The sequence below is a fragment of the Bradyrhizobium sp. Kon56 genome, from assembly GCF_055807635.1.
Genome location: NZ_JBVVOU010000014.1, coordinates 143,689 through 167,872, shown reverse-complemented (window position 1 = coordinate 167,872; position 24,184 = coordinate 143,689). Strand labels below are relative to the sequence as shown.

21 protein-coding genes are annotated in these 24,184 nt (G+C 57.6%); 8 read left to right on the top strand and 13 right to left on the bottom strand.

Annotated features, from left to right (window positions below):
* Window positions 1-52: 52 nt before the first annotated feature.
* Together AC0L3B_RS22680 and AC0L3B_RS22675 are read right to left on the bottom strand one after the other, a co-directional pair.
* Window positions 53-1,027: a GDP-L-fucose synthase family protein gene (locus AC0L3B_RS22680; protein WP_473381078.1), complete on the bottom strand. Its 975-nt coding sequence runs from the start codon at window positions 1,025-1,027 to the stop codon at window positions 53-55.
* 764 nt (window positions 1,028-1,791) lie between these two features.
* Window positions 1,792-2,820: an ABC transporter substrate-binding protein gene (locus tag AC0L3B_RS22675; protein ID WP_473381077.1), complete on the bottom strand. Its 1,029-nt coding sequence runs from the start codon at window positions 2,818-2,820 to the stop codon at window positions 1,792-1,794.
* Between the two features lie 358 nt (window positions 2,821-3,178).
* On the opposite strand from AC0L3B_RS22675, the gene AC0L3B_RS22670 reads away from it, so the two are divergent.
* The 5 genes from AC0L3B_RS22670 to AC0L3B_RS22650 all read left to right on the top strand — a co-directional run bounded on the left by AC0L3B_RS22670 (window position 3,179) and on the right by AC0L3B_RS22650 (window position 8,333).
* On the top strand, window positions 3,179-4,543 hold the full coding sequence (locus AC0L3B_RS22670) for an undecaprenyl-phosphate glucose phosphotransferase (RefSeq protein WP_473381086.1): 1,365 nt from the start codon (window positions 3,179-3,181) through the stop codon (window positions 4,541-4,543).
* Between the two features lie 55 nt (window positions 4,544-4,598).
* On the top strand, window positions 4,599-5,045 hold the full coding sequence (gene tagD / locus AC0L3B_RS22665; RefSeq protein WP_473381076.1) for a glycerol-3-phosphate cytidylyltransferase: 447 nt from the start codon (window positions 4,599-4,601) through the stop codon (window positions 5,043-5,045).
* On the top strand, window positions 5,023-6,201 hold the full coding sequence (locus tag AC0L3B_RS22660; RefSeq protein WP_473381075.1) for a CDP-glycerol glycerophosphotransferase family protein: 1,179 nt from the start codon (window positions 5,023-5,025) through the stop codon (window positions 6,199-6,201). Before tagD ends, AC0L3B_RS22660 begins: the two co-directional genes overlap by 23 nt.
* Before the next feature lie 405 nt (window positions 6,202-6,606).
* Window positions 6,607-7,272, top strand: coding sequence for a hypothetical protein (locus AC0L3B_RS22655; RefSeq protein WP_473381074.1), 666 nt, complete (start codon window positions 6,607-6,609; stop codon window positions 7,270-7,272).
* A 14-nt stretch (window positions 7,273-7,286) separates the two neighbouring features.
* Window positions 7,287-8,333, top strand: coding sequence for a glycosyltransferase (locus AC0L3B_RS22650; protein WP_473381073.1), 1,047 nt, complete (start codon window positions 7,287-7,289; stop codon window positions 8,331-8,333).
* 7 nt (window positions 8,334-8,340) lie between these two features.
* Here AC0L3B_RS22650 and AC0L3B_RS22645 read toward each other — a convergent pair whose 3' ends face one another.
* From AC0L3B_RS22645 to AC0L3B_RS22600, 10 genes are all read right to left on the bottom strand, one after another.
* Window positions 8,341-9,027, bottom strand: coding sequence for a TylF/MycF/NovP-related O-methyltransferase (locus tag AC0L3B_RS22645; protein WP_473381072.1), 687 nt, complete (start codon window positions 9,025-9,027; stop codon window positions 8,341-8,343).
* Between the two features lie 324 nt (window positions 9,028-9,351).
* Window positions 9,352-10,632, bottom strand: coding sequence for a hypothetical protein (locus AC0L3B_RS22640; RefSeq protein WP_473381071.1), 1,281 nt, complete (start codon window positions 10,630-10,632; stop codon window positions 9,352-9,354).
* 107 nt (window positions 10,633-10,739) lie between these two features.
* Complete coding sequence (locus tag AC0L3B_RS22635; RefSeq protein ID WP_473381070.1) at window positions 10,740-11,945, bottom strand: lipopolysaccharide biosynthesis protein; 1,206 nt, start codon at window positions 11,943-11,945, stop codon at window positions 10,740-10,742.
* Window positions 11,945-12,856: a hypothetical protein gene (locus tag AC0L3B_RS22630; protein ID WP_473381069.1), complete on the bottom strand. Its 912-nt coding sequence runs from the start codon at window positions 12,854-12,856 to the stop codon at window positions 11,945-11,947. Before AC0L3B_RS22630 ends, AC0L3B_RS22635 begins: the two co-directional genes overlap by 1 nt.
* 407 nt (window positions 12,857-13,263) lie before the next feature.
* Window positions 13,264-14,007 carry a hypothetical protein gene (locus AC0L3B_RS22625; RefSeq protein ID WP_473381068.1) on the bottom strand — a complete coding sequence of 248 codons (744 nt, stop codon included), beginning with the start codon at window positions 14,005-14,007 and terminating at the stop codon, window positions 13,264-13,266.
* 5 nt (window positions 14,008-14,012) lie between these two features.
* Complete coding sequence (locus AC0L3B_RS22620; protein ID WP_473381067.1) at window positions 14,013-16,277, bottom strand: polysaccharide biosynthesis tyrosine autokinase; 2,265 nt, start codon at window positions 16,275-16,277, stop codon at window positions 14,013-14,015.
* 280 nt (window positions 16,278-16,557) lie between these two features.
* Window positions 16,558-17,181, bottom strand: a complete 624-nt coding sequence (locus AC0L3B_RS22615) for a hypothetical protein (protein ID WP_473381066.1) — start codon at window positions 17,179-17,181, stop codon at window positions 16,558-16,560.
* A gap of 137 nt (window positions 17,182-17,318) precedes the next feature.
* The gene (locus AC0L3B_RS22610) at window positions 17,319-18,806 is read right to left on the bottom strand and encodes an O-antigen ligase family protein (protein WP_473381065.1); all 1,488 of its coding nucleotides are present in this window, start codon (window positions 18,804-18,806) and stop codon (window positions 17,319-17,321) included.
* A gap of 28 nt (window positions 18,807-18,834) precedes the next feature.
* Entirely contained in the window at window positions 18,835-19,353 is a 519-nt protein-coding gene (locus tag AC0L3B_RS22605) for a hypothetical protein (protein WP_231188845.1), read from the bottom strand.
* 219 nt (window positions 19,354-19,572) lie between these two features.
* Complete coding sequence (locus AC0L3B_RS22600; protein WP_085359815.1) at window positions 19,573-20,775, bottom strand: polysaccharide biosynthesis/export family protein; 1,203 nt, start codon at window positions 20,773-20,775, stop codon at window positions 19,573-19,575.
* A gap of 270 nt (window positions 20,776-21,045) precedes the next feature.
* On the opposite strand from AC0L3B_RS22600, the gene AC0L3B_RS22595 reads away from it, so the two are divergent.
* The 3 genes from AC0L3B_RS22595 to AC0L3B_RS22585 all read left to right on the top strand — a co-directional run bounded on the left by AC0L3B_RS22595 (window position 21,046) and on the right by AC0L3B_RS22585 (window position 23,424).
* A complete protein-coding gene (locus AC0L3B_RS22595) occupies window positions 21,046-21,627 on the top strand; it encodes a hypothetical protein (protein WP_473381064.1) in 582 nt (193 codons plus the stop codon).
* Between the two features lie 74 nt (window positions 21,628-21,701).
* A complete protein-coding gene (locus AC0L3B_RS22590; protein WP_085359811.1) occupies window positions 21,702-21,977 on the top strand; it encodes a hypothetical protein in 276 nt (91 codons plus the stop codon).
* Window positions 21,978-22,143: 166 nt separating this feature from the next.
* Window positions 22,144-23,424: a hypothetical protein gene (locus tag AC0L3B_RS22585; RefSeq protein ID WP_085359809.1), complete on the top strand. Its 1,281-nt coding sequence runs from the start codon at window positions 22,144-22,146 to the stop codon at window positions 23,422-23,424.
* A 10-nt stretch (window positions 23,425-23,434) separates the two neighbouring features.
* Here AC0L3B_RS22585 and AC0L3B_RS22580 read toward each other — a convergent pair whose 3' ends face one another.
* Window positions 23,435-24,058, bottom strand: coding sequence for a transglutaminase-like cysteine peptidase (locus AC0L3B_RS22580; protein WP_085359807.1), 624 nt, complete (start codon window positions 24,056-24,058; stop codon window positions 23,435-23,437).
* Window positions 24,059-24,184 lie beyond the last annotated feature (126 nt).

The following is a 24,184-nucleotide window of genomic DNA, read 5'->3' as shown; positions in this document are numbered from 1 at the left end:
CAATCCAAGTAAGTTTTCAGAGATTAAAACTATTGCAGCAGAATAGCTGAGCTCAGCTGGTGGCGCTAACCTCCAAATGACGACCGTAGCCTTTTAGAAAATCCGCATACGCAGCAGCGAGACCGGCGCGCAGAGAAGTATTTGGGTGCCAACCAAGCGCCCGCACCCGCGAGCTATCGAGCAGCTTACGCGGCGTACCGTCCGGCTTGGACGTATCGAAGACCAGCTTGCCCCGATAGCCCACCACGTCTGCAACCGTTGCCGCAAAATCTCCAATCGACAATTCGTCGCCGCTACCGACATTGATCGGCAGGTCGCTTGAATAATTCTTCAGAAGGAAGATACAGGCGTCGGCGAAATCTTCGACATTGAGAAACTCGCGGAGCGGCGTCCCCGTGCCCCAGACAGTCACGGTCGGCGCCTGTGCGAGCTTTGCTTCATGGAAGCGGCGAATCAGTGCGGCTGGTACGTGGCTGTGATCGGGATGATAGTTATCGCCGCGGCCGTACAAGTTGGTGGGCATCGCCGAAATGTAATCGTCTCCGTATTGACGACGATAGGCCTGGCACATCTTGAGACCGGCAATTTTCGCGATGGCGTACCATTCGTTGGTCGGCTCAAGCGGTCCGGTCAGCAATTCGCTCTCGGCTATCGGCTGTTTGGCATGCTTGGGGTAAATGCAAGACGAGCCCAGAAACAACAGGCGCTGAACGCCGACGGCGTGGCTTGCGCGGATCACGTTGAGTTCGATAGCGAGATTCTCGCAGAGAAAGTCGACGGGAAAGCTGCTATTCGCAGCGATCCCCCCGACTTTCGCGGCAGCGTGCACCACCGCGTCAGGACGGTTGGATTCCAGCCACCGCAGCGTCGGCTCCTCCTTGGTCAGGTCCAACTCGCGGCGATCGGCAGAAAGCACTGTACAATTTTCTGAAGCAAGACGCCGCACGACGGCAGAACCGACCATGCCTCGATGACCGGCGACGAAGATCCGCTTGCCCGAAAGGTCGTAGGTTGAAGTCCCCATCATCCGTTACCCCTACTCGGTCTTCCGATTACGAAAGCCGAAAGCTCAGCCCTTTCGCGTGCCACGGAGTGCCGGCAGCCGGGCTCGTGCGCGCTCCCAGTTGCTAACACAATCTTCACCGTTGAGCAGCCTGCCCAGGCGGGCCAGGCTATTAATGGTGAACTGCAACAGGGTGCGTAAACTTAAAGCAGGCCATTGGCAGTAAAATAGGCGGAGCAGCCGCGCGAGCCGCACGGCTGCCTTCTCGACTAAACATCAGCTAGTCCAGCTGGCGCGAGATCAGTAAGCGCGTCGGAGGACGGGCCCCTCGGGCGCGCAGACGCGGTCCATATACCAGCCATACGGGGTCTCAACCCGAACCAGCGGGCAGTGACGCGACGGCACATAACGGTACGGGTAAGGCTGTGCCCAAAAGGTAACCGGCGTTACCTGAGGGACGGCTGTGAGCAGCGCCGCGCTTGCGGACATCTGCATGCCGGCATTTGCACTGCTCGCTGCCCCCAAGGAAGCGGCCAATGCCAAAAGACTGACCCGCGCAAACGACTTGAACATTCGTAAAGCTCCTTTGCCCCAACAGAATTCACCGGTGAAGCCACTCAGCCCGTCGCGGGGACCGTCTCGGCAGCACTGAGACCCATCAACCAACCCTAGAAATCGCCCTAAAATCGTTGGGCTAGATTACCAAGGCCTGACGGAGGAACGCAACCGTTCCGAGGCACCGGATTCAAACTCGGAGCGATATGGTGCAGAACTGTGGCTTCTTGGCCCTAGTTCTCTCCGTTCCAGGCGCCCGGTGCGCCCAGGTCCGGCGAGCGACGATAAACATCGCGAAGGAATTGATAGTTGACTGCTTGGGCGAGCGGTACCTCCTCCTCGCCCAGCTTCGCGAATATCAGGATGTCCCGAAGGGTCCTCCAGCGGCTTTCATCATAGTCGGCAATGCGCCCGCCGGTCGGCAAGATGAGGCTGCGTTGCTGCTGCAACTCGGCTTTCAGGCGATCCGGGATCAGCGTTTCGGGAGCAATGCTGGCGAGAACAGGCACGCTCCGTGCATAATCGCTATAAGCGAACTGCCAGCCTCGGATAAGGCCTTGGAGCACGTCGGTGATCACGGATGGACGGTCATGAATAAGATCGTTGCTGGCGAAATAGACGAGCCCCGGGACATGGATGCCATAGTCCTGTGGCTTTATGATATTCAGCCGGACGTAACCCGCGCCGGACGGGCTCGGCTGGTCATCGATGGCGGCAATGATGGCGTCGACCTCACCGGCGCGGAGCGCATCGAAGCTGTCGCGATCGGCAACCTTTGTCACCTGACTGCGTGGCAGGCCCAACTGCGCCATCATCGCATCGAAGATCACGTCTCCTTCGCTCGCTCTGCGGTAACCGACGCGCTTGCCAACCAAGTCGGGGGGCCGGCGCAAGCCGGATCCTTCCAGGGTAAAGATCGCAATCGAGGTGTCGAGGAAGCTTGCAGCGAACGCCGTTACGGGGACGCCGCGCCAGGCGGCCAGCAGAAACTTTTGGCCGCTGGTCACGCCGATGGCATGTTCGCGTGCGATCGTTTCAACAAAGTTCGGGTCGTCCGGCTGGGGCCGCAGCGCAATCCGGGAAGTGAAAAAGCCCTGCTTGAGCGCGATCAATTCGCCGGCAAAACGCGCCGCGTAGGGTCCGTCGAGGAGCAGACTCGCCACAGCCGCGGGGTTCGCCTCCTGCCGCAGCGGCAACGAATCCGGGCGCAGCGCGATCAGGGCCAAGCCCAGCAGGGCAACGGTCGCAAGGCCAATCGCCACATACCGGCTGAACCTTCGCCTGGATCGCCGCCGGGACCGGGTCTGAGGCACTGAAGGCTTCCTAACGGGCTGTGAAATTTAACATATCGGGTAAGGGCAAATGCGCTACAATCAATCCATTGGGGTAAGGTTACTTTTTCCTTCGCCTTGTTTTAATTGCGATTCTGCCCGATAGCACGGTGTATTCGGATAGTGAATTGATCGTAAGTGAGCTTTTAGCGCGATGACAATTCTATCACCACGATCGGCCTCTGTGCCTGATTCTGTTGCGGAAATTCGTGTGCTCGAGCAGGCCCCGGCGGCACCTCAAGGTTTAGCCTGGAGCTTTCTTCGCCCTCTGGTGGTGGAACGTCTGGTGATGGTCGGCGACGCCGTGCTGGTGGTGCTGAGCGGCATCGGCTGCGCGGTCGCCTATCATCTCTACACCCAATCGGCGCTCGGCAAGGCCAATGTCTATGCCGCGGCGAGCGTCCTCGTCGCCATCAACTTCATCCTGCTGACCACGGTCCAGCACGGTTACCGGCTCAAGAACATTACCAACCTGTCGCGCGCGTTCCGCACCGCGGTGACGACGTGGACCGGGCTGTTCGGGGCGCTGCTGGCGCTCGCCTTCACCATGAAGGTCAGCGAGGAGTTTTCCCGCGGCACCACGCTCTCGTTCTACCTGGTCGGCCTCACGGTGCTGCTGGCCTGGAAGCTGGCGGCCGGGCGCTGGACCGCCAGGGCGCTCGCGACCGGCGCGTTCGCCAACAGCCGCGCGGTGATGATCGCCGAATTCGGGCTGCCGGCGGCCTCCAACACCATGATGGACCTCGCCCAGCACGGCTATCGCCTGATGCGGATCATGGAGATCCGCTCCGCCGACCTCGCCTCGCCGCTGCTGCTGTCGGCGATCGCGCCGCGCTTTGACGAGCTGATCGCCTATGCGCGCGAGAACCGGATCGAGCACATCTTCCTGCTGATGAACTGGAGCCGGCAGCACGCGATCGACAGCATCCTGGACGCGCTGAAGATCCTGCCCGTTCCCGTGCATCTGGTGCCCGATGCCCACGCCGCGCGCTTCCTGCGCTATCCGCTGCAATCGACCGGCAACACCTTCACCGCGGAGCTGCGCCGCGCCCCGCTGTCGCGGAACGAACGCGCGCTCAAGCGCACGCTCGACCTCGCCGGCACGGCCCTGGCGCTGATCGTGTTCGCCCCCGTGATGCTGGTGACCGCCATGCTGATCAAGGCGACCTCGAAGGGGCCGGTGTTCTTCCGCCAGACCCGCAACGGCTTCAACGGCCGCGCCTTCAAGATCTACAAGTTCCGCACCATGCGCGTGCTCGAGGACGGCCCGAAGATCGTGCAGGCGCAGAAGAACGACCCGCGCGTGACGGCAATCGGCAAATGGCTGCGCAAGACCTCGATCGACGAGCTGCCGCAGCTCTTCAACGTGCTCAAGGGAGACATGTCGCTGGTCGGCCCCCGCCCGCACGCGGCCGCCCACAACACCGAATATGAGCAGATCATCGGCAACTACGCCTTCCGCCACCACGTCAAGCCCGGCATCACCGGCTGGGCCCAGGTTAATGGTTACCGCGGAGAAACCCGCGCGCTCGAGATGATGGAGAAGCGCGTGGAGCATGATCTGTGGTACATCAATAACTGGAGCTTGGGCATGGATGTTAAGATAATTCTGAAAACTGGTCTTTTGTCATTTTGCAAACCGAGCGCGTACTGAGCTGTTCTCCAACTTCACCCTATAAATTTGTATACTGGAAGGATGTAACAGACGCATGACAACTGTGATCACGTACGGCACCTTTGATCTATTTCACATCGGGCATTTGAACGTGCTCGAACGCCTTCGAGCCCTCGGCGATAGACTAGTCGTCGCTGTTTCAACCGATGAGTTCAATGCCGAGAAGGGAAAGAACGCTTGCTTCTCATTTGAAGAGCGACGGAGGATTGTTGCGGGTCTGAGGTGTGTAGACTTGGTCATACCGGAAAATAACTGGGACCAAAAGGTGATGGATGTGAAGACACATAATGTCGACATCTTCGGGATGGGCGACGATTGGGTCGGCAAGTTCGATTTCTTGAAGCCTCACTGCCAAGTTATTTATTTGCCGCGAACCCCCGCGGTATCCTCAACTTCAATTAAGCTGGACATCTTCGAAACACACAAAGAGATGCGAAAGGACGTCCAACCAATAGAAGGTGTTAAGGCACTTGCAGATTAAACGGTCGGCGGTTGATTTCGCGGCGAGATGCCTAACTGAACTGCTTTCTCTTGTTCCTGCGAAATCTAAGCAGGTATGCTTTATTAGCAGTCCCGACTTGGGCGACAACGCGTGGGCGTTTTTTCGGTATTTGGCGGAACATACCTCGCCTAATACTGAATGGGTTTGGCTCGTCGCGAACGTACAAGCGTCGAAGGACAAATTGCTCCATGTGCTTGGAAACGAACACAAGGTCCAGGTTGCCGGCAAGCGCACCTTAGCGGGGCTTTTTCTATTTCTTAGAAGCAAGTACGTTTTTCACACCCATGGACATTACCATTTTTTTAGAGGCTCGAAGAACAGAACAATCGTATGCCTCTGGCACGGTATGCCGCTCAAAACGATTGAATTGTTAGATCCGAGCGCGAGACGCTCGCCTTTTCATTCCGATTATGCAATCGCAACATCCGAGTTTTTTCGAAAAGTGATGGCGCAGGCGTTTGGGATGCCAGAGTCTCGCGTTCTCGTGACCGGCCTGCCGCGAAATGATGCTCTGAGACTCAAGAAGGAGATACCAACCGACTTTGCTCAGCAGGGGTACCGGCGCATGGCCGTATGGATGCCTACTTTTCGCAGGTCTTTCTTTGGGGACGTTCGAGCTGACTCAAACGTCGACGTTGTAACGCCCGAGCTTCTGGCCGAGATCGATCAGCACCTGGGCCAAACACAAACTGTTTGCGTTTTAAAACTCCATCCCATGGACCATCTGAACGCAAATTTGAACGGCTCATACGCGAACATTCGAATCTTGCGCTCTAGTGACGACGGCGAAAAATACGATACTTACGAGGATTTGCTAGCAGCTGCTGACTGTCTCCTGACCGACTTTTCTTCCGTGTATATCGATTTTGCTCTTACGCGCCGCCCAATCGGATTTTATGTACCTGACCAGCATCAGTACATTCGAGGCTTTATAGGCGACGTTATTCGGAATGTTGGATTCCCAGGCGCTCGATTAAATACACCGACTGAGATCGCAGCATTTCTGTCCGGAGCGATTTCTAGAGAAGCTCCTGCCGCATCATTCGCTTGTATGCATTCAGACATAGGGGAGGCATCTTGTAGCGCTCTCCGCCTAAGTCTGCTTGAACGAGGACACTTGAGCGAGCTCAGTTAGCTCACACGACGCGGCCCGAGAAAGTACTCCGAAATGTTATCGAGACGACGTTTTCTCTACCGCAGCGCGGTGCTAGCTTCTGCGGTTTCCGAAATAGCCCTGCACAGGACAGCAATCGCAAAGGAGACCCGAGCGGGTTGGATGAGAGGCCGCTGGGGCATAATGGTTCATTGGATTGCTCCGGGACCTGCGGCACGAGCTGGTGAATACCGGAAAAACCTAAACGAGGCAGTGAATTCGTTCGATGTCGGAAAATTCGTAGATCAAATATCACAGACTAAGGCCGCTTGGCTAATCTTCACAATAGGCCAAAACACTGGCTATTACGCCAGCCCAAACAGGTATTTGGACAGCCTTGCCGGAGCGGGCCATGCCTCCCAACGGGACCTACCATTAGAGCTGGCTATGGCGTTAGCCAAAAGAGGTGTCCGCTTCATCGCTTATCTTCCCGGAGAGATTAAGGCAGTAACAGCCCTTCACAAGGCATTCGCCTGGAATCCAGACAACCAGCGCGAGTTTCAGCTAAGGTACACCGCCTTCATTCGCGAATACTCCGAGCGGTACGGGCGGTTATGCAGTGGCTGGTGGATAGACGGCTGTTACAACTGGAAAGATTTTCCCAATTCTGATCGCGACTGGTCTGTATGGACTTCCGCTATGCGGGCCGGCAATCCTGAAGCAGCACTTGCCTTTAACGACGGCTGCTTCCTCGTAAGGCATCCATTTCCGCCGGCGCCCGACCAGGACTTCCTGTCAGGTGAAGCCGACGGAATCCACCCAACGGGACCCTTGGTCAACAACAAGGGAAGGTTGGAACCTATTCCTCTGACTACAGCCTACATCGACCAACTATCGTGCTTGCCGCATGTACTTGCTCCTATTGATAGCTACGGCCGCTGGGGACATCGCGGTCCAGGCGACATAGGCCCTCCGCTGTATACACGTGATCAGCTGATATCGGTTTTGAGCAGCTATTCGAAACTCGGCATAGGGCTGACAATGAATGTTGGGATCTACCAAGAAGGATCACTAGGGGACGAGACGGCCAAACTATTAAGCCAGCTTCCTTGATTTGAGAAAGTGCCATGTGCGCGAAATATATCCTGTCACACAACTATGCCTACGTGCAAAATCCGGGCGGTGTCGCGGATATGGCAAATAATTTAGCAGCCGCACTTCGGGCCCGCAGTCGTGATGTTGCTGAAGTATTTCCACACACCGGTGTTTTAAAAGGAAGAACTATTCGTCGTTTCCTTTCGGAGATTTTCCTGAGCCTTCGCTATTATTCCTCTCAGGTCGTAATTCTTTTTCCGAATTATTTCGCCGTTCCGCTGCCCGGATCGAGAGCAAGGTCAGTTGTGGTAATTCACGATCTGCAATTCAAATACTATCCGGGCTTTCATTCGATGTTGAAGCGACTCACCTTGGAATTTTCGTACCAATTGGCGCGCAGAGCAGATGGAATAATATTTATCAGCGAGGGCACTAGAAATGACTTCATCAAGTTCTACGGGCGACCCAGCCGATCAAGAGTGATCCTTACCCCTATTGACGTGTCGCAAACCCGTGAAAATCACGACAAGGTCAGTAACGAGACGCACTCGCCGTACGCGATCGCTAATTTTCACTCCTATCCGCACAAGAACATGGAGAAGGTTTTTGAAGTTTTCCGGAAGGTCCAGCTCGTTATACCGCACCTAAAACTGATCATAACAGGGCGCCAACCCATGCGAGACGACCTGATCGCAAGGTTCAACTTGGCTCCAGGGTCGGTGATCTTTACCGGCTTCATCGAAAAGCAGCAGGTCCTTCGCCTAATTGCGGGCTCCGACTTTTTTATTTCGATGTCACTGTTTGAAGGCTTCAACATGTCCGCTGCCGAAGCTGCGAAGTTGGGACGACCGCTGCTTCTCTCCGACATACCAGTCCACCGCGAGTTATTTGGCGACTATGCCTTTCTCAGCAACCCGAGTGCGGAGACGTTTGAAACGAAGCAATTTATGGCCTATTTGTCGGAGTTTTCGGCTCGGCCGAAGTGGAAGTTTGCGAAAGAGACCGAGCCGGACGTCGCAGCGGATCACTACCTTCAGTTCTTTGATGAGATATTTGATCGCGAGGCGGTCCGCAGTTGACTTGGCTTCAACGCCCGAAAATAGCTGTCCCATAGACATCGGGTAGGGGAATGAACGGGGCCCCTCTGAGTTCCGAAAATTTCTGCACCGCTTGCTTTGCGCCTGGAAATTGCACGTTGTTGTAATCATGAACAAAGATGTAACCGCCGGGACTTAAGCGGTCATAGAAAAATTGGAGGCCGGCTAGAATTGGATCATACAGATCCGTGTCGATAGAAACGAAGCAGAATCGCTCCCGCTCCAACCCTTCTGCGGTTGCCGGAAATAAACCCTTCCGTACTACGCATTGAGACGGCGACACCATCCTGCGCAAAACATCTTGCTCATTTGTATCGGAAAAATCTCGCTTGTGAATAAGGCCTCGTTCACGGTCGGCTTGCTCTTCCGTTACATCGAACCCAGTAAACGTATCAAACAAATAAAGGCTTCTACCTGGAAACGCCTGATTTATGCGGCGCGCAAAATGGCCTTTGTAGACGCCAAGTTCGGCGACGGATCCCTCTACCTGTTTACGAGCGATCTCTTCCGCGATCAGTTCGAGAGTGGAGAGCCGGATGTATTCATTCGTGTAGACATTTTCAAAAACGTCAATGTGCCGCGCCCGCCCAAGGTTGGGCATTGTGGCAATAAGCGTACGATTTCTCTTATTCAACTGGCGACGGAACATCGCCACGATGGACTTCTTAAAGGACACGAAAATCTCCATGCATAAGTCCGGGCACAACAATCTGTTGATTGGCTTAAGTTAAGCAGGACTGAGTACTAGGAGCAACTACTCTCGGTCGCCCCCTTGAAGCGTCACCACTTCCGAGAGGTCTCGCTCGTGGCAATGAATCGTAGAACTACGTTCAAGTCGCCAAGTTTGATCCCCCGCCCATGTCAAGGTGATCCGCTGCCCAATATAAGGGTGCAAGTCGGCATCCGTCTTGGAGGGGTCAACTGGCGAGACTGTAGCAGAAATTCTCATTCCCCGCATTTCGGGTCTTTCCTTGCAACGTTCTCCCCTTCCCGTGCCGCTCTACCTTGGCTCAGTGAAGGGGGCGCGCTTACTTAAGGCCTTAAAAGAATCTAATCGCTCCAATCCTAAGACACAGATGCTCCAGCCCAAGATGAAGAAGATGAGAACGGGGCTATTGCCTAAGAAGGGACCGCGGTTGAGCGACAGCCAGTTCGCACTAATGATGGCAGACACGCCTACCGTCCAAAGGCTTGGCGATCCATAGTAGACTTTCTCTTGAAGTTTTCGCAAAGCTGCGAAAAGAGCGTAGGTCATCACGACTACGCCGATCCAACCGAAATCTACAAAGAACTCCACAAATATCGGAAGAGAGATATTGGTCTGGCTATAGATTGCCTTGAGGCGACCTGAAGCTAGTAGATGCTCGGCCTGAAATAATTTCAAATCGGACGGTAGAATGGTCGATAGGGATGCGAGGAGATGGCGCCCCAGCCTATGTCCTTCGATGTCGACCAACTGCATCGCTAGCGCGATATTCTGGTGAACATCAAAGTCGGGGGCAAACGGAAAGACGTCATTCCTCTCTTCGTACCTGGTTATGTTGGAAATGGCTGGAGCGACGATCACCGAGACGAGCGGAAGACATACGAGGATCCATTTCCGATCAAGGACGCGGAAGCGAGATGAAACAAAGACTACTGCCAAAAAACCCGTCAGCAGTAATTGGCGGGAAATGGCGATAGGATTAAAAAAGATGAGGCTCGGCAGCGCCAATACAAATTCGGCGATTGGCAAGCTTCTTTGACGGACTAACCTTCCGCAAGCGGAGATCGCGAGAGCAATCAGGTAGCCACCAGCTAGACCGCGGGGCGCTGTGACCAGCAATAGTTGGCGAAGCGCTCCACCCTCCTGACCTACCTCGGTGCGCACCTCAGCCCTCGTTTGCAGCAGTAGATTTGGAAAAGCCGCTGCGAAAGCAAGGAGACTAAGGGCAACCAACCCAAAGAGTGGAATGCGCAGTCGCACGATCGGGAGTTCGGTAAACCCCTGCGAACCTTGATTAGACCGCAGCGTAACCGCCGCGCCGGTGGCCAAAAATGCGCCGCACATCATTAATACAGAACCATTTGGATTATTGAAGTCCGACGGTGCGTTCCAAAAATAATAATGAGCATCGGCCAGCATCGGCTCTGGAAGCAAGACATAGAAGGCGATGAACATTACTGAAAGCGCTAAAAAGTCTTCAGTCACATCTCCTTGGACGAGCCACACACCCAAGGTGGTCAAATACATCGCAAATAATGCATAGTAGGTGATCGCGTCGACACCGAATGCGACCAATATTGAGACCCCCCCCAAGCTTACAATGAGCACGCTAAGTGAGAACGGCGCCAAGCCTCGGGCGTGTTTCGCCGCGGTGGAATATGGGTTTCGTTGTCGATGACGCTTCATCGAACTAGCCAGCTTACGTAAGACATCTTCATGTACTTGCGGACGACAACCTCAACTATGAGGAGATCGAGCAGGCCCAAAATTGGATAGATCACAACGACTCGGTCGCCGAAGCCCCCAGACCCAGCCAAGAGCAGACCAATTTTTAAGAGAGCCGAAGTTGCATAAGCCATGGTTAGCAGCTTCGTCTTTCCGTGTAGGACGAACGCTTGGTCCAGTGGCAACCAGAACATCCTCAGGAGGTAATAACTCAGGAGGAACGGCATTTCGGTCGAGAACTGGTATTTTCCAAAGTAGTAGGCCTGAAATATAATCGCAGCGCACAGTGCTCCGACGCTTAGTGATAGGCCCAACAAACCCAAGTTTCTGACAAGTTTTCTGCGGCCGTCTTTGTTGCCAAACTCGAATGTAGCTGAATATTTGTACATCACCGCTTGGACAAACTGCATGGGAGCTTCTGAGAGAACAAATGCGATCTTCAAGCTACCAAGCTCAGTATCAGCGAGATACACAGAGAGAAGCAAGATATCGCTCTTGCGCACAACAAAGCTGAGCAGCGCTGAAAAAACTAGCCAACCTTGGTCTTGGCTGATCCTCACGGTCTTCCAGGGAGCATTTCTGCGGTTTAGGCCGACCAACAGATATACAGTCAATATCAAGCAATTGGCGGCGATTACAGCCAAGCTGAGGGTCTGCAAGCTCTGTGTGGAACAAATCCACAAAGCAATGGCGAACGCTACATATAGGAAAAATCGAATCGCCGGATCCAGGGTAAAGAGCGTTACAAATCCAAACCCACGAAAGGCGCTGACCATTAGCTGCGAGGCACCGAGGGCGAGCGCAATACAGAACGCAAAGAGAATCTGTTCCGATGAGAATCTTGAGATGAAAGACAGAAGGAGAATTGTAACTAGAGCAAGAGCAGTTCCAACTCCAAGATTTAATGCGATCTGGGCGAGCGGCAGTTTTCCCTCGCCTCGCGCCTCGCGATAGATCAGCAATCCGCTGGCCAGCGTTACCGGAACCAAAAGCAGTTCGGCGATAGCCATCGTCGTGGCGAAAACACCGAACTCTGCGGGTCGAAGAAGATAAGAGAATACCAGATTATAAAGAAATCCTGAGATATAGACCGATGCACGGCCAATTAGTAACAGGACATTTTCTATGACCTTGATGTGCTTCGACAAATTGAGCACGTTCATCACTGTCCGGTGGAACGATAGCCTGATGCTTGCCACTGGCGTGCTTGAAGCAGAGTTGCTCTTCCTGCCCTGAGTAAGCTGATGGCTTGTGCGGTTACAATGGGAGCAAAGGTCCTTCTGTTGAGCGTGTCCCCCATTATCATCTTGTATTTTCCCTGAAAATGAATGGCGTACGGATAAATCAACTGGGCATCCCGTGTCCGGAACAACAATATGCTCTCGTCTCGGATCAGTCGCTTGGCGCCCCATCGCATTTGGAACTGATCCGCGATTTGATGAGAGGACATACCAAGATTGTGATCGATCGTTCTTCCGGCCTTTACCGTCGCACTATTCCCTACATTAAGGCCGGATTGTCTCGCCCACATTGCTAGTAGGGTCATATCAGAAACGCCGGCACGTGGAGATATCTGGCGGTTCCGATCATGGGTTGCTTCTATGAGAGCCCTTCCATTTGGAGTGCTGTATGTTTGCACGACGTAATCCAAGAAAGACTCAAGCGAGCTTTTGCGCCAAAAAGAAAAGTGAGGCGACATCTCCGAATATTTCAAAGGATCTCGGGTGGCTGTCGTTGGCGCACTCAAGAGCGCATCGACGCCTCCTACAAAGTCGCCAATCTCAAGGTAGCCGGGCTGAATAAGCACGTCCGTGTCGGACAAGAAGAACGAATCATCAGAAGAGCGCTTCAAGTAGTCAGCGATCGCAAAATAGCGGGCGAAGCAAGCAATCTCAAAGGCTGGCGGATTGACGGACCGGTGAACATAATTCCGGAGGAAAAGCGAGTATTCTGAGTTGTTCGTGTCTGGTGGTGTTGATAGCAGCGTAATGTGCGCGCCTGCGCGTTTGCCGCTCTCTAAGAAAGCATCAACGTGACGGGCAGATCGAGTTTCGTAGGCGAATACGACTGGCAAGGCGCGCTCTCTTGGCTATTACTTTTGAATTATGACGTATCTGAATATCTTGACGCCGGTCATTGTGCCAAGGATCGTATCTATCCTCTTGTAGCCAGGAAGATCGAGTGCGTTGCACCTTTCCGAACCATAATAGCAGACTTTGACATTTATCTTACGTGGGCAGTTATTCTTGATGCTGACCACGTGATCGAGAACGTTGGGATTTACGACATGGCTACGAGCCGCTGCTTCGACGTCAAGACAAGGACGACCTAAACCATCTCGCGTTACTGGCTGATTGGAATGTTCAGCAGGACCTTGCAAGGTTATTGTCGAGCTGGATTGCGCCTTGGCTTCCGAAAGGAAGGAAGGAGCAGATAAGAACAAGCAACAGAGTAAAAGTGCAGACCGCAAACAAAGGCGAATCACCAAGGCCTATCCTCCACCCGGACTCCGGGTAACCGGAGTTTCACACCTTCCCGGGCTAGCCGACGATTGAGCATCTCTCTTGAGAGGACATCCGCCTGTTCGAGGCCCGCTACCAGCTGGTCTCGATGCGCCCAACCGATACCCATCAGTATTAGCGCAGCATTGTCGATGAGATCTGCATCTGTGATTTTTGCGAATTCGGAGACAACCTGTTTTCGGACAGTTTCCGCCAGGGAGTCAAAAACAGATAGTGCAACCGGACTGCGCCGCAAGGCAATCCAACCCTCGTAAGGCCCACGATCGTACGAGTAATTGAGATGTCTCAACGAACTCTGATCGTAGCCGTTGCGGGTTATCTCCGCGGAGTAAAGCATCAGCCACAGAAAGGAATCGGAGGGGCTAAGCGACAAAGACCGTTTTATTGTATTTTCAACAGCGTCGTTTTGCCTGTCGACCTCCTCGTTGCTCGCCCGCTGCTTAGAATTTTCTGCAGAAACAAGTAGGACTAACGCTTCCGCACGCGTGAAAGCTGATTGCAAAATAGCCGGCAGAGGTGCCCCAGTCATGCTACGTAGAAGATCGCTTAATGCGCTCGGCTTGAAGCGCTGATCAGCCAAAATGCGAGCAGTCACATCTGCTACTGGTACGGAGAGGCGAAACGACGGCAGGGCCACTAAAACCCAAAGTACCGCGGCTACTCCCGACAGAAGAAGCGCGCATCTCGGTAAGATACGCAGCATAGACGTTATTCCACGTATCCGTAACGAGCATAGTATTTCTGGTAGTAATACCTGCCGTGGTAGGATTCGTAGCGAGCGAGCGCCTTAGTGTCGGCCTTGTTCAGCACCACGCCAAGCAGCTTGTCCTGGATCTCCGGGGAGCCGCGCAGATTGTGCCGGACTACGTCGATCTTGGTCTTGCCCCACTCGACCACGAACACGTAGGAATCGACGAACGACGAGGTGACGCGCACGTCGACAACGGGCGCCATCGGAGGCATGTCCAGCACTACATAATCGAACTGTGAGCGGAGCTGGGTGACCAGCGCGTGCATAGCCTTGGAGGCCAGGATCTCGTTGGTGTGCAGCAGCTTCGAGGTCGTGCCAGCGGGGAGGATCGAGAGCTTGGTCTGGGGATCGACGACCAGCGCATCCTCGAGCCGGGTCTTCTGCGCGACGACGTCGACCAGGCCCATCTTCGCATCCGGCACCAGCGTACGCGACAGCGAGGGGTTGCGCAGATCGGCATCAACGAGGATGACGCGCGCGCCGCCATGGGCCATCAGCTGCGCGAGGTTGGTCGAGAGCGTGCTCTTGCCCTCATTCGGCAGGGTCGAGGTGGTCGCCAGCACGCGGTTCTCGCGCACGATTGAGTTGAGGTCGATCGCGACCTTCACCGAGCGCACGGCTTCGGCGAAGCGCGACAGCGGGTTGTCGACCACGTAGCGCAGCAGGTCGGGCTGCGGGTTGCCCTTGCTGGTGAGCTTGCCGCTCCGCATTCTTTCACCAAGTCCCGGAGCCGCGGCCGGGCCGAGCGCTGGCAGGATGGCAATGCAGTTCGCGCCCAGCACTTCCTCGACCTGGCCGGTGGTGCGGAACACCTTGTCAGTGAACTCCCGCGCCAACGCCGCGCCAAAGGCCAGGATCAGGCCGCCGAGCAGGCTCGCCGCCAGAACGATCAGCGACTTCGGGAAACTCTTCTTCAGCGGCGTCGTCGCCGCGCTGATCACCCTTGCCTCGGTGATCGGGAACGATTGCTGCTGCACGCTTTCCATGTAGCGCTGCAGGAAATTGTCGTACATCGCCTGGTAGGATTGCGCATTGCTCTCAAGTTCGCGCAGAGCTACCTGTGCCTGGTTAGTGAGCTGCGATTCCGAGACGACGTTGGCGAGGCTTCCCTTGATGCTCTCCTCGCGCGTCAGTGCGATGTCGTAGTCGCTCTTGTAGGATTCCTGGATGCGCTTGAGCTCGTCGACGATGTTCTTCTTGATCTCGGCCATCTGGCGGCGAAGGTTGACTGCGGCCAAGTGATCCGAGCCATATTTCATCGCCCAGATCGATTCCTTGGAGGCCATGTCGACATATTGGCCGCGAAGCTTGACGATGGTGTCGTTCTTCAGTGCGTCGGCGACACTGGCGTCCGGAATCTCCTGCTTGAGGATATCGTTGATGCGGTCCATCCGCGCCTTGGCTTCAGCGGTGGCTGCATGCGCCATGATGAGCTGGCTGTTGACCTCGGCGAGTTGCTGTTCGGTCATCAGCCGGCCGCCGGTGTCGACGATGTTGTTGGCGGTCTTGAAATCGACGACCGACTTCTGCGCGGCGGAGGCCTGGGTGCGCAGCTCCTTGATGCGGTCCTGCAACCAGACGCTGGCGCGTCGGGTGGCCTGATACTTCGCCTCGAGCTGATCGACGATATAGGCATCGGCGATCGAATTGGCGATCTTCGCGGCTTTCGCCGGATCGAGTGAAGTGAAGCCAATTTCCATCACGTAAGTGAGGCCGAGTCGCTTGATGGTGCGGTTCTTTTCGAAGCGCTCGAGGGCCTTGCGCGTCAGCTCGAACTCGGACGCCGGGTGGTCGTCCGAGAACAGTCCAGACACGAATTCGAGCACCGCGCCCAGCGGACCGCCGCCGCGGCCGGTGAATTCAGGGTCCTCGATCAGGTGCAGGTCGCGGATCACCGCGAGGCTGATGTTCTCGGATTTCAGGATCTCGACCTGGGTCTCCACCGTCGCCGAATCCACCGCGATGTCGCCGAGCACCGATTGCTGCTGGAACAGCTGCACCTTGCGGGTGTCGATCACCATCGACGCGGTGGAGGTGAATTGCGGCGCCGCGGTGAAGAGATAGAGCAGCCCGAGGATCACGCAGGCCGCGACGATTGCGACGATGGTCGGAAACTGCCGCCTGACAATCTCGACATAGGAGGTGAGCGTTTGCGCCGGCGAGCTTTCGGCCTCAGCATAGCCGCGGTTGATCTCCGACGAAGGCTTATTCACCTGCAGCATTGTGCAATTCCCAAAAGCAATCCGTTAAATACACAGGGATTGGAAGTCCGGCATCGCGGGCTCAGCGTTTCGCAAAGCGCTCGCACAGGAAAGAGACCGTACGCCAGAATAGCACGGCCTCAATGCAACCAGAACCGGTTTGATGCAGCGCAATGCGCCAAGCCCCTGCCAATTCACATGAAGCTTAACGGTCGAAATGCAAAACGGCGCGATGAAGCGCCGCTCTGACTGGATCGCGAATAAGGCAGCCGGGAGGCTTTCGGCCTCCGGGCAAATACGGTCAGCGCGTGCTGACGCGATTGGCGGCGTTGGTGGTGCCGGTCACGCCGCCCGAGGCGCCGCCACTGACCTGCGTCGCGTAGTGCAGGCCGCCGAACGTGCTGGTGGTGCCGCCCTGTCCGCCGTTCGCAAAACCGCCCGCGCCCGTGGGGCCGCCCGCGCCGGAGCCGCCGCCGCCCGCGCCACCGCCAGCCGCCGCGATCGCGACGTCGCCGGTTGCGGCCTGGTAGGCTGCGATCACGTCGGGGTTGTTGGTGGCGGCGATCGCCGCCTGGATCTCATTGGCGAAAGCCTGATCGGCGACCGCGGCCATGCGTGCAAGCTGGGCGAGGCCGGCGGTGATCGCGCGGATCTGGTCCTTGGTGGTCGCGGGGTCCTTGAGCAGCGCGATCAGGGCCGGAACCGTGGTCGGATCAGACGCGCCGAGGTCGCGCACGCGCGAGATCAGCTGCGCACCGGCCGGAAATTGCGTCAACAGCGTGCCTGGTGTCGCCTTGAACTCCGAAATGACCGTGGCCGGCAGCTGGCGCTGCGGCGGATAGACGGCAGCGCTTGCGGCGCTCGAAATCGTCGCGGCCAGGGCCGCGGCCGCAGCCATGCGAAGCGCAATCTTGATAACGCTCATAATAAACCTCCAAAAAACGTCTGCCCACTTTACGTCTCGGCCCGGGCAAGTGGCTGTGTAGTGTCGGAACCTAGCGGAAGAGCAAATCGCTGTCCACTTATTCTAAAGACTTCGTAAACGGCGCAACTGCTTCAAAACTAGACAGTTTTGTGAAGCTCGCGGGCGCGGCGCAGGCCGCGCGCAGGCTGCGTCCGGCGCCCCTTCTCGTCCGGTGCGGCGATCGCCTCGCCTTGCGCCCGCGCCGCCTCGCTCGAGCGGAACGATTGCGCTAGCCCCGCGCCGAAAAGCGCAAAGAACGGAATGGAATAGCCGGGGATCTGGAGCGTGAAGTCCAGGCAGGAATGCAGCAGCGACAGGCTCGCGGTCGCCGCCGCTGCCAGCGGGATGATGGCGTCGCGCCGCCTGGCGAACACGCCGCGGCCCAGGATGACGAACATGACCGCCCATGCGGCCGCCACCAAAAGCGCCATGGGGATGCCGACGTCGGAGGCGAGCTCCAGCGGTGTGGAATGCGCGATATCCCAGATTCCGCGAATCGAGATGTTGGGGCTGCGGTAGGGCGGGAAGGCCCATTGGAAGGTGCCCATGCCGGTCCCGAACCAGGGATTGTCGGCGATGATCTTCAGCGTGGATTTCCAGGCCTCGATGCGGCCCTCGTCGACCAGGCCCTGGCTGTCGAACCGGCTGGAGACGCGGCCGCCGAGCAGCTGCATCAGGCCGAGCGCTACCACCACGCCGGAGCCGAGCGAGATCCAGATTCCGGTCCGCGGCGGCAGGTCGTTGCGCAGGAACACCGTGAAGGAGGCGATCATCGCGAGCAGCGACAGGCTGACGCCGGCGCGCGATCCGGTCATGAACATCGCCATCAGGCAAATCAGAAGCGCTCCGAGATGCGGCAGGATCTGGCGCGGCGGGATCTCGGCCACGTCGCGCGACACGCGCTTCCATTCGACGTGCCGCTCAGGCAAGCGCCGGCGGACATCCTCCAGGATCAAGAGCATCCAGATCACCGCGCAGGAACCGAAATAGGCCGCGGCCGTGTTGCGGTTGATGAAGGTGCCGGTGACGCTGCCCATATAGGCCGTCTTGTCCCGCCACAGGATCATGGTGGGCTCGATCAGGAACGAAGCGACGCCATAAAGCGCATAAAGGCTGCCGGAGACGGCGATGACCCAAAGCAGACGGCGGGCGCGCTCACGCTCGGCACCGACGGTGATGCCGAGGAGGATCGCCAGAATATTGCCGAGTGGCGCACCCAATGCGAAGAACGCCTCGTTCTTGACGATGGATGCCGACGGCGCAATCGGCACGCCCAGGAGTTCGGACGCCTGCTTCCAGATCGGATTGAACGGCGCGATCCAGGGATGATCGGACAGCTGCTCATGCAGCACGAAGGCGTATCCGGCCACGATCACCCCGATGCCCGCGATCATCCAGAAATGGGGGCGGCGCAAGTCGCGCGTCGGCGCCACGACCAAGGCGAGGCCCAGGCACAGGCACCAGAACGCGATCGAGAGGTCGTTGGTCGAGCCGAACGGGAACGGCGCCCCGGCGACGACGAAGAACAGGATGAAGGTCGCAGGCCAGCTCCACGACCAACGTATACGGGGAAGCGGAAAGCGCATCGTCGGTTGGCCGGCCTTGGCTCTAGCTCTAGAGGAAGCAATCGATCGGATAGATCTTCAGATCCACGTTCAAGCGGCTGATCCGGGTCTGCGCCCGGAAGCCGTAGAATAGCCCAAGATTATCACTCCCCGAGTCGAGTTTTATTCCGGGGGTTAATTCATCCGGCGGGACCAGCAGCCCGATGTGGCGGTTGATGCCGGATATCTCGACTCGCCCGTCCCCCTCGCCGAAATGTCCCGCGAGCTGGGTCACCGTCACCTTCGGCAGCCCGCGGCGCTGATGGCAGACCTCCTCTTCCCATAGCTTGGTCTGCCGAACGAGAGGTTTGCCCGCGCCGTCGGGAACAACAATGTCTGAGAAGTTGGGGTGCAGCATTCCGAAGAAGCGACTCTCCTTGGCGTTTGCTGAAAGCCGGACGGTGAAGGAGAGCTCGCCCTTGGCCTCGCGCAAGTGCCGAAAAATTGGTGCATCAGGCTCAGCCGAGACCACCACGTCGATCCGGTGGCGGACACCGAGCTGTTGGGTTTCGCCGGCAGCCTTGCCCATCAGAGACGGCCCCGCGATGACGAGAGCCAATAAGCACCGAGCTGCTTGCCGTCCAAAGCACATGAAGACCTTGTAACCTGCGGGGTGACCGATCGGCGATAAATCTGGCTCGGTGAAGCCTTGATCCACCCCGAACAGAACCGCTGTGATTTCTAAACGAAAATGGCACCGGGACGAAGCCCCGGTGCCATCGTTTCGTGGATCAGGTTGGCTCCGGCCTTACGGCGCCAGCTTGATGTTGTTGCGGAAGATCAGGGCGTCGTTGGAGAGGTTCACGGCATCGCTGCCGGTCGCCATGATCACTCGCAGGAACTGCAGGAACTTGGCAGTTTCGACGTTGCGCGAGTTCGAGACATAGAGCACGTCGCCATTCTTCATCATGACCTTGGTGGCCAGGAAGAAGCCACCCGGGTCGCGGAAGTTCACGTTGAAGATGACCGGGATCGTCTCAGAGGTGTACTTGCTGACGTCGACGCCAAGCTGGGCAGCAACCTCACGCGGCTCGCGGCGATAGAGATAAACGGCTGCCGGATCGGCCTGGCCATCCAGGAGACCACCGGCCTTGCCCACGGCTTCGCCAAGGTTGATGCGCCATGCGTCGAAGTTGAACTCGCCGCTCTGACCGCTGGCACCGAACGCCAGGAACTTCTGCTGTTCGCGGTAGACGTAGATGCTGTCCTCAGGCCGAACATAGACGTTGTTCTCAGGCGCCATGACGAGATTCTCGAAAGGCACGGTTGCCCTACGCCCGCCGCGCTCCAGCATGACCCAGGTCTCGAAACCCTGGCCCTTGATGCCGCCAGCGCGGGTGATCGCGTCGAGCACCTTGTCCTTGGCACCCGCCGCACTCGCCGGATAACGCGCCGGCGCGTTGACCTCGCCGAGCACGCTGATGAGCTGTGTCCGCTGCGAGGACATCGCAACCACGACCTGAGGCTCAATGGCGCGGTTGGAGATCTTCTCAACGATAGAGCGCTGAATTTGTACCGCAGTGAGACCCGCCGCCTTGACCTGGCCGGCGTAGGGCACAGTGATGAAGCCGTCATTGTCGACCGACTGATCCGGGATGGTGACGAAGTTGCCCGGACGGACGCCGGCTTCTGCCGGGATGAACAAACCGCCTGCCGCGGCTTCGAAGATGGTGACGCTGACAACGTCGCCGATGCCGAACACGATGCTGGCGGGCGGACGGCGATCGGTGAACACTCCCGCGAGCCCCTTGGGCTCATGGGTGTGCAGGATCTTCACCGTGGCCGGGTTGAGCGGTACCAACTCGTACGCCGGTGCATTCTCGGTCTGGATCTTGTTGTTGACGTCGTCGGTTAACGGGCCGGAGCCAGGGTTGGTCGAACACGCCCCCAGCGCCAAAGCGACGGCCAGGAAAGCCGGCTTGAATAGATACGTTTTGGCAAAGGTATGCATGAATGGCCCCCGTAGTTCCAATTGCATCGATTGGTACGGCCTAGTGGGCAGTGCGACAAGGGTTCCCGGCCCTGAGCGAATGGTTAACGGCCCAATGAGTCCCCAACTGTTGCGTGCAAGCCACGGTTCGGAACCCCGCTAACCCTTTGTGACTGTTTGTTGACATCCTTTTGCCCGATGTACGGGCACCATGCCCAGGAAGAGACCTTCTCCAAAACCCCCGCCCTTCTGCTAGTAAAGCCGACAGCACCAATTTGATGGATTTCCGACGTGCCGATTCTGGCTTTGGCCCTTCTTGGATTGTTGTCGTCCTTATTTGGGGGACTTTCATCGCCTCCTGCTGCGGGCTCTGCCCCCTTGAGAGGTGATTGCGCCGTCGGGCCATCAGGATTGCACTCGGTCTGCACGTTTGCGGTGGCAAGCCCATCCTCGATCTGGAAATTCACCCGCACCCAAGGCCCCAAAGAGGGCGAGAGCTTCGCTTCCATTTCCAAGACAGCCGAAACGATGCAGTCTGACCCGGAGTTCGCCGGCCTGATCGTCCGCTGCGCTCCCAAGGGCAAGATCGACGTGTTGGTCGCCTTGATCCGGCCCTTCCCGCCACGGAGCCACCCGCGAGTGACGATCTCCTCAACTGGCGGCGGTACCCAGACGTTCGAGACCAGCATGGCGGCGGCCGGCGCTGCCGTCCTATTACCCGACGAAGTTTCTGCGTTCGCGGCCGGTAAGTGGCAGACGACGCCCTCGCTTTCCGTGGTGGTGAAGGAAGGTGACACCGAAATCAAAGGCGTGGTGACCCTGAGCGGGCTTCGTGAAGCCTATAATTCTCTGGGGGCAAGTTGCGGCCAATAGACAGAATTTAGCCATACGACTTAAGGGTCTTTTTAGGGTGGGGAACCTAAGGTCCGGAGCACGGAGTGTTTCGGATGACCGAGCTTTTGATCTTCAGCTTTCTCGTGGGCGCAGTTCTGGGCCAACGCTTTCGCGTCCTGGTGCTCCTGCCGCTGACATTCGTCATGCTGCTCGCCGCGATCCCGGTCGGCTGGATGGCCAATCTGGGCTTCCTTGACGGCCTGAAGGGCGTGGCGTTCGCGGCTATCGCGCTCCAGGCCGGCTATCTCTTCGGCTCGGCCGCCCGCTTTGCTCTCGCCGCCGGTCGTGCCGCCCGCGTGTTTGCCCGTCCGCTCAAGACCGCCCGCTGACCTCTTTGGCGCATCAAGAGTCCGTCTGATCCCCCGCACGCGACGCTGCCTTAATGTGGGGTTGGGTTGGGGTTGGGAGCTGCGTTGGCTGCAGAGCTCTGTTTGAAAACTTGCCTCCGGCTTGTATGGTGGCCTGACCCTTTCAGGATTCCTTCCAGGCGCACGTTTGTCCTTCGCTTATTTTGCCCTCATCGTTTGCCTTGTTTCTGCATCCGCTCTCGACATTGCCGGCGCCAAATTCGGCGTACAGCTCGGGATGACGGCTACGGCCCTGGGGCTATTTGCAGCGGTCTTCAGCGCACGAAAGGCCGACTACGAGCACTATCTGCGTGCCACGGTCTGGGGCCGTTGGATCCTGATCGGCATTCCCCTTTGTATCGCGGCTCAGCTGGTGCCGCTGTGGCTGAGTTGGGCGCATCCGATCTGGGCGAGCAGCCACGATGCTCTGGCTGGCCTGTCGCTTGGGCCAGTGACGGCGGATCTCGGCCTCACCCTGAATGCGCTGTTTCAAGCCCTCGCAGCGATCTCGTTGCTCAGCGTGACCATCGTCGTGGTCCGTGACCGCAGCCGTGCCGAACTGGTGCTGTTCGTGCTGAGCGGGGTAACAGCGGTGTCGGCTCTGACCTTGGATTTGCGTCCGTTCTCATCCGCCCTTGCAACCGCCGTTCCTTCCGACCTGGCGACAACGATGGCCGGTCTTGGCGTCATGCTTAATATAGCCGTCATGCAGCTGGCCGCCGAGCGGGCCGAAACGCGCCACTCGGTCGTTCGATCGGTCGCCATCGGCCTTTGCGGCCTTGTGGGCGCTCTGGCCAGCGCGGTCGCGGTTTTTGGCTTGTCGGGGACGAACAGCGCGATCGCCGCGGCCTTTGGCCTCGTGTTGATGTTGCTGATCCTTGTCATTCGAAGGATCGACCTATCCCCGTTGGCCGCAGGCGCGCTGTCCTTAGCCGCGCTGGTCGGAGCGATCATTGTCCTGAGCTTCTTGTTCGAAAAGAATGCAGGGCCGATTCTTTTGCGGCTCGTCGCGGAGGTGGGGGCCGAAACCAGAGCCGCGCTGGAGCGAATGTTGGCCGACACCAGGTGGTTCGGTGCGGGGGCAGGCACCTTTTCTGCCGTTGGCAGGATCTACCAAAGCGATTCCGGCGCGGCTTTGATGGCGCCCTCGACGGCTTTTGCCATCTTCGCGGATACCGGATGGATCGGTTTTTCCGCCGCGCTGCTGGCGGGCATGTTGGCTTTGGGCCGCTTGTTTTTGGGGGCTTTGCAGCGCGGCCGCGACTCGTTCTTCCCTGCGGCGGCCGCGGCCTGCCTTGTCTTCGCGCTGGTTGAGGGCTTCGCCGGTTCAGGACTGCTGCATCCGGCAGCAATCCTTTGCCTGTCAACGATCATGGGACTCGGCTTGTCCCAAAGCATCACCCAGTCCCCACGCGGCACGGGTCATTAGTCGTTCGTCGTTAGACGTCGCGATCAGCCAGTGACGCCCAGTAGGTCGGGTTCTTGGGCATTTGGATGCGGACCCACCGATAGGACTTTTTCGACCAGGGCAGGATGTGCCCGGTGAGGTTATCCAGCACGAGATCGCCGGCGAACGTGCGCACCACGACCACAAGATGATGCTCACCCCAGGTCGTCACGACCTCGCTGAGCAACACCGATCGCGCCGGGAAGCCCTTGGCAATCAGATCGTGGCGTTTTGTCACGGCGTAGTCGTTGCAGTCGCCGCTGGTGGGATGCAGCAGCCACTTCTCGCCGCGCAGCCCCTCCAAATTAGGCTCGGGTCGGATCGCGCTGTTGACCCGCCGATTGACCTCCTGAAGCTGGGCCATGCGCTCGGCCGTGAGCTTGAGACGTCCGCCCCTGAACACGATTTGCTGCGGTCGCGGCTTACACTCGCCCTCGTACTTCAGGCAAAAGAGCGTGAAAGCCATCGGCGCCAGGGTCGGCTGGTCGAACTTGATGTACTGGATGGCGCCGCGCAACGCCGACGGCGCACCGACAAAGGCGGCCTCGGCCTTGTGTTGAGCCGCCCCAGCCAACAGAGCGGCGGCAATCGCCAGGAACTTTAAAGTCTTGCGCATGTCGCGCTCCCCATTTCTTGTTGGGGAAACGCTACGGGACACGTCTTGAAATCCGGCTCAAAAGCCGAGCGATCCTTTAATCAAAACCGCTGCGACTCCGTCAGAAACAATTAAGAATACCGATGC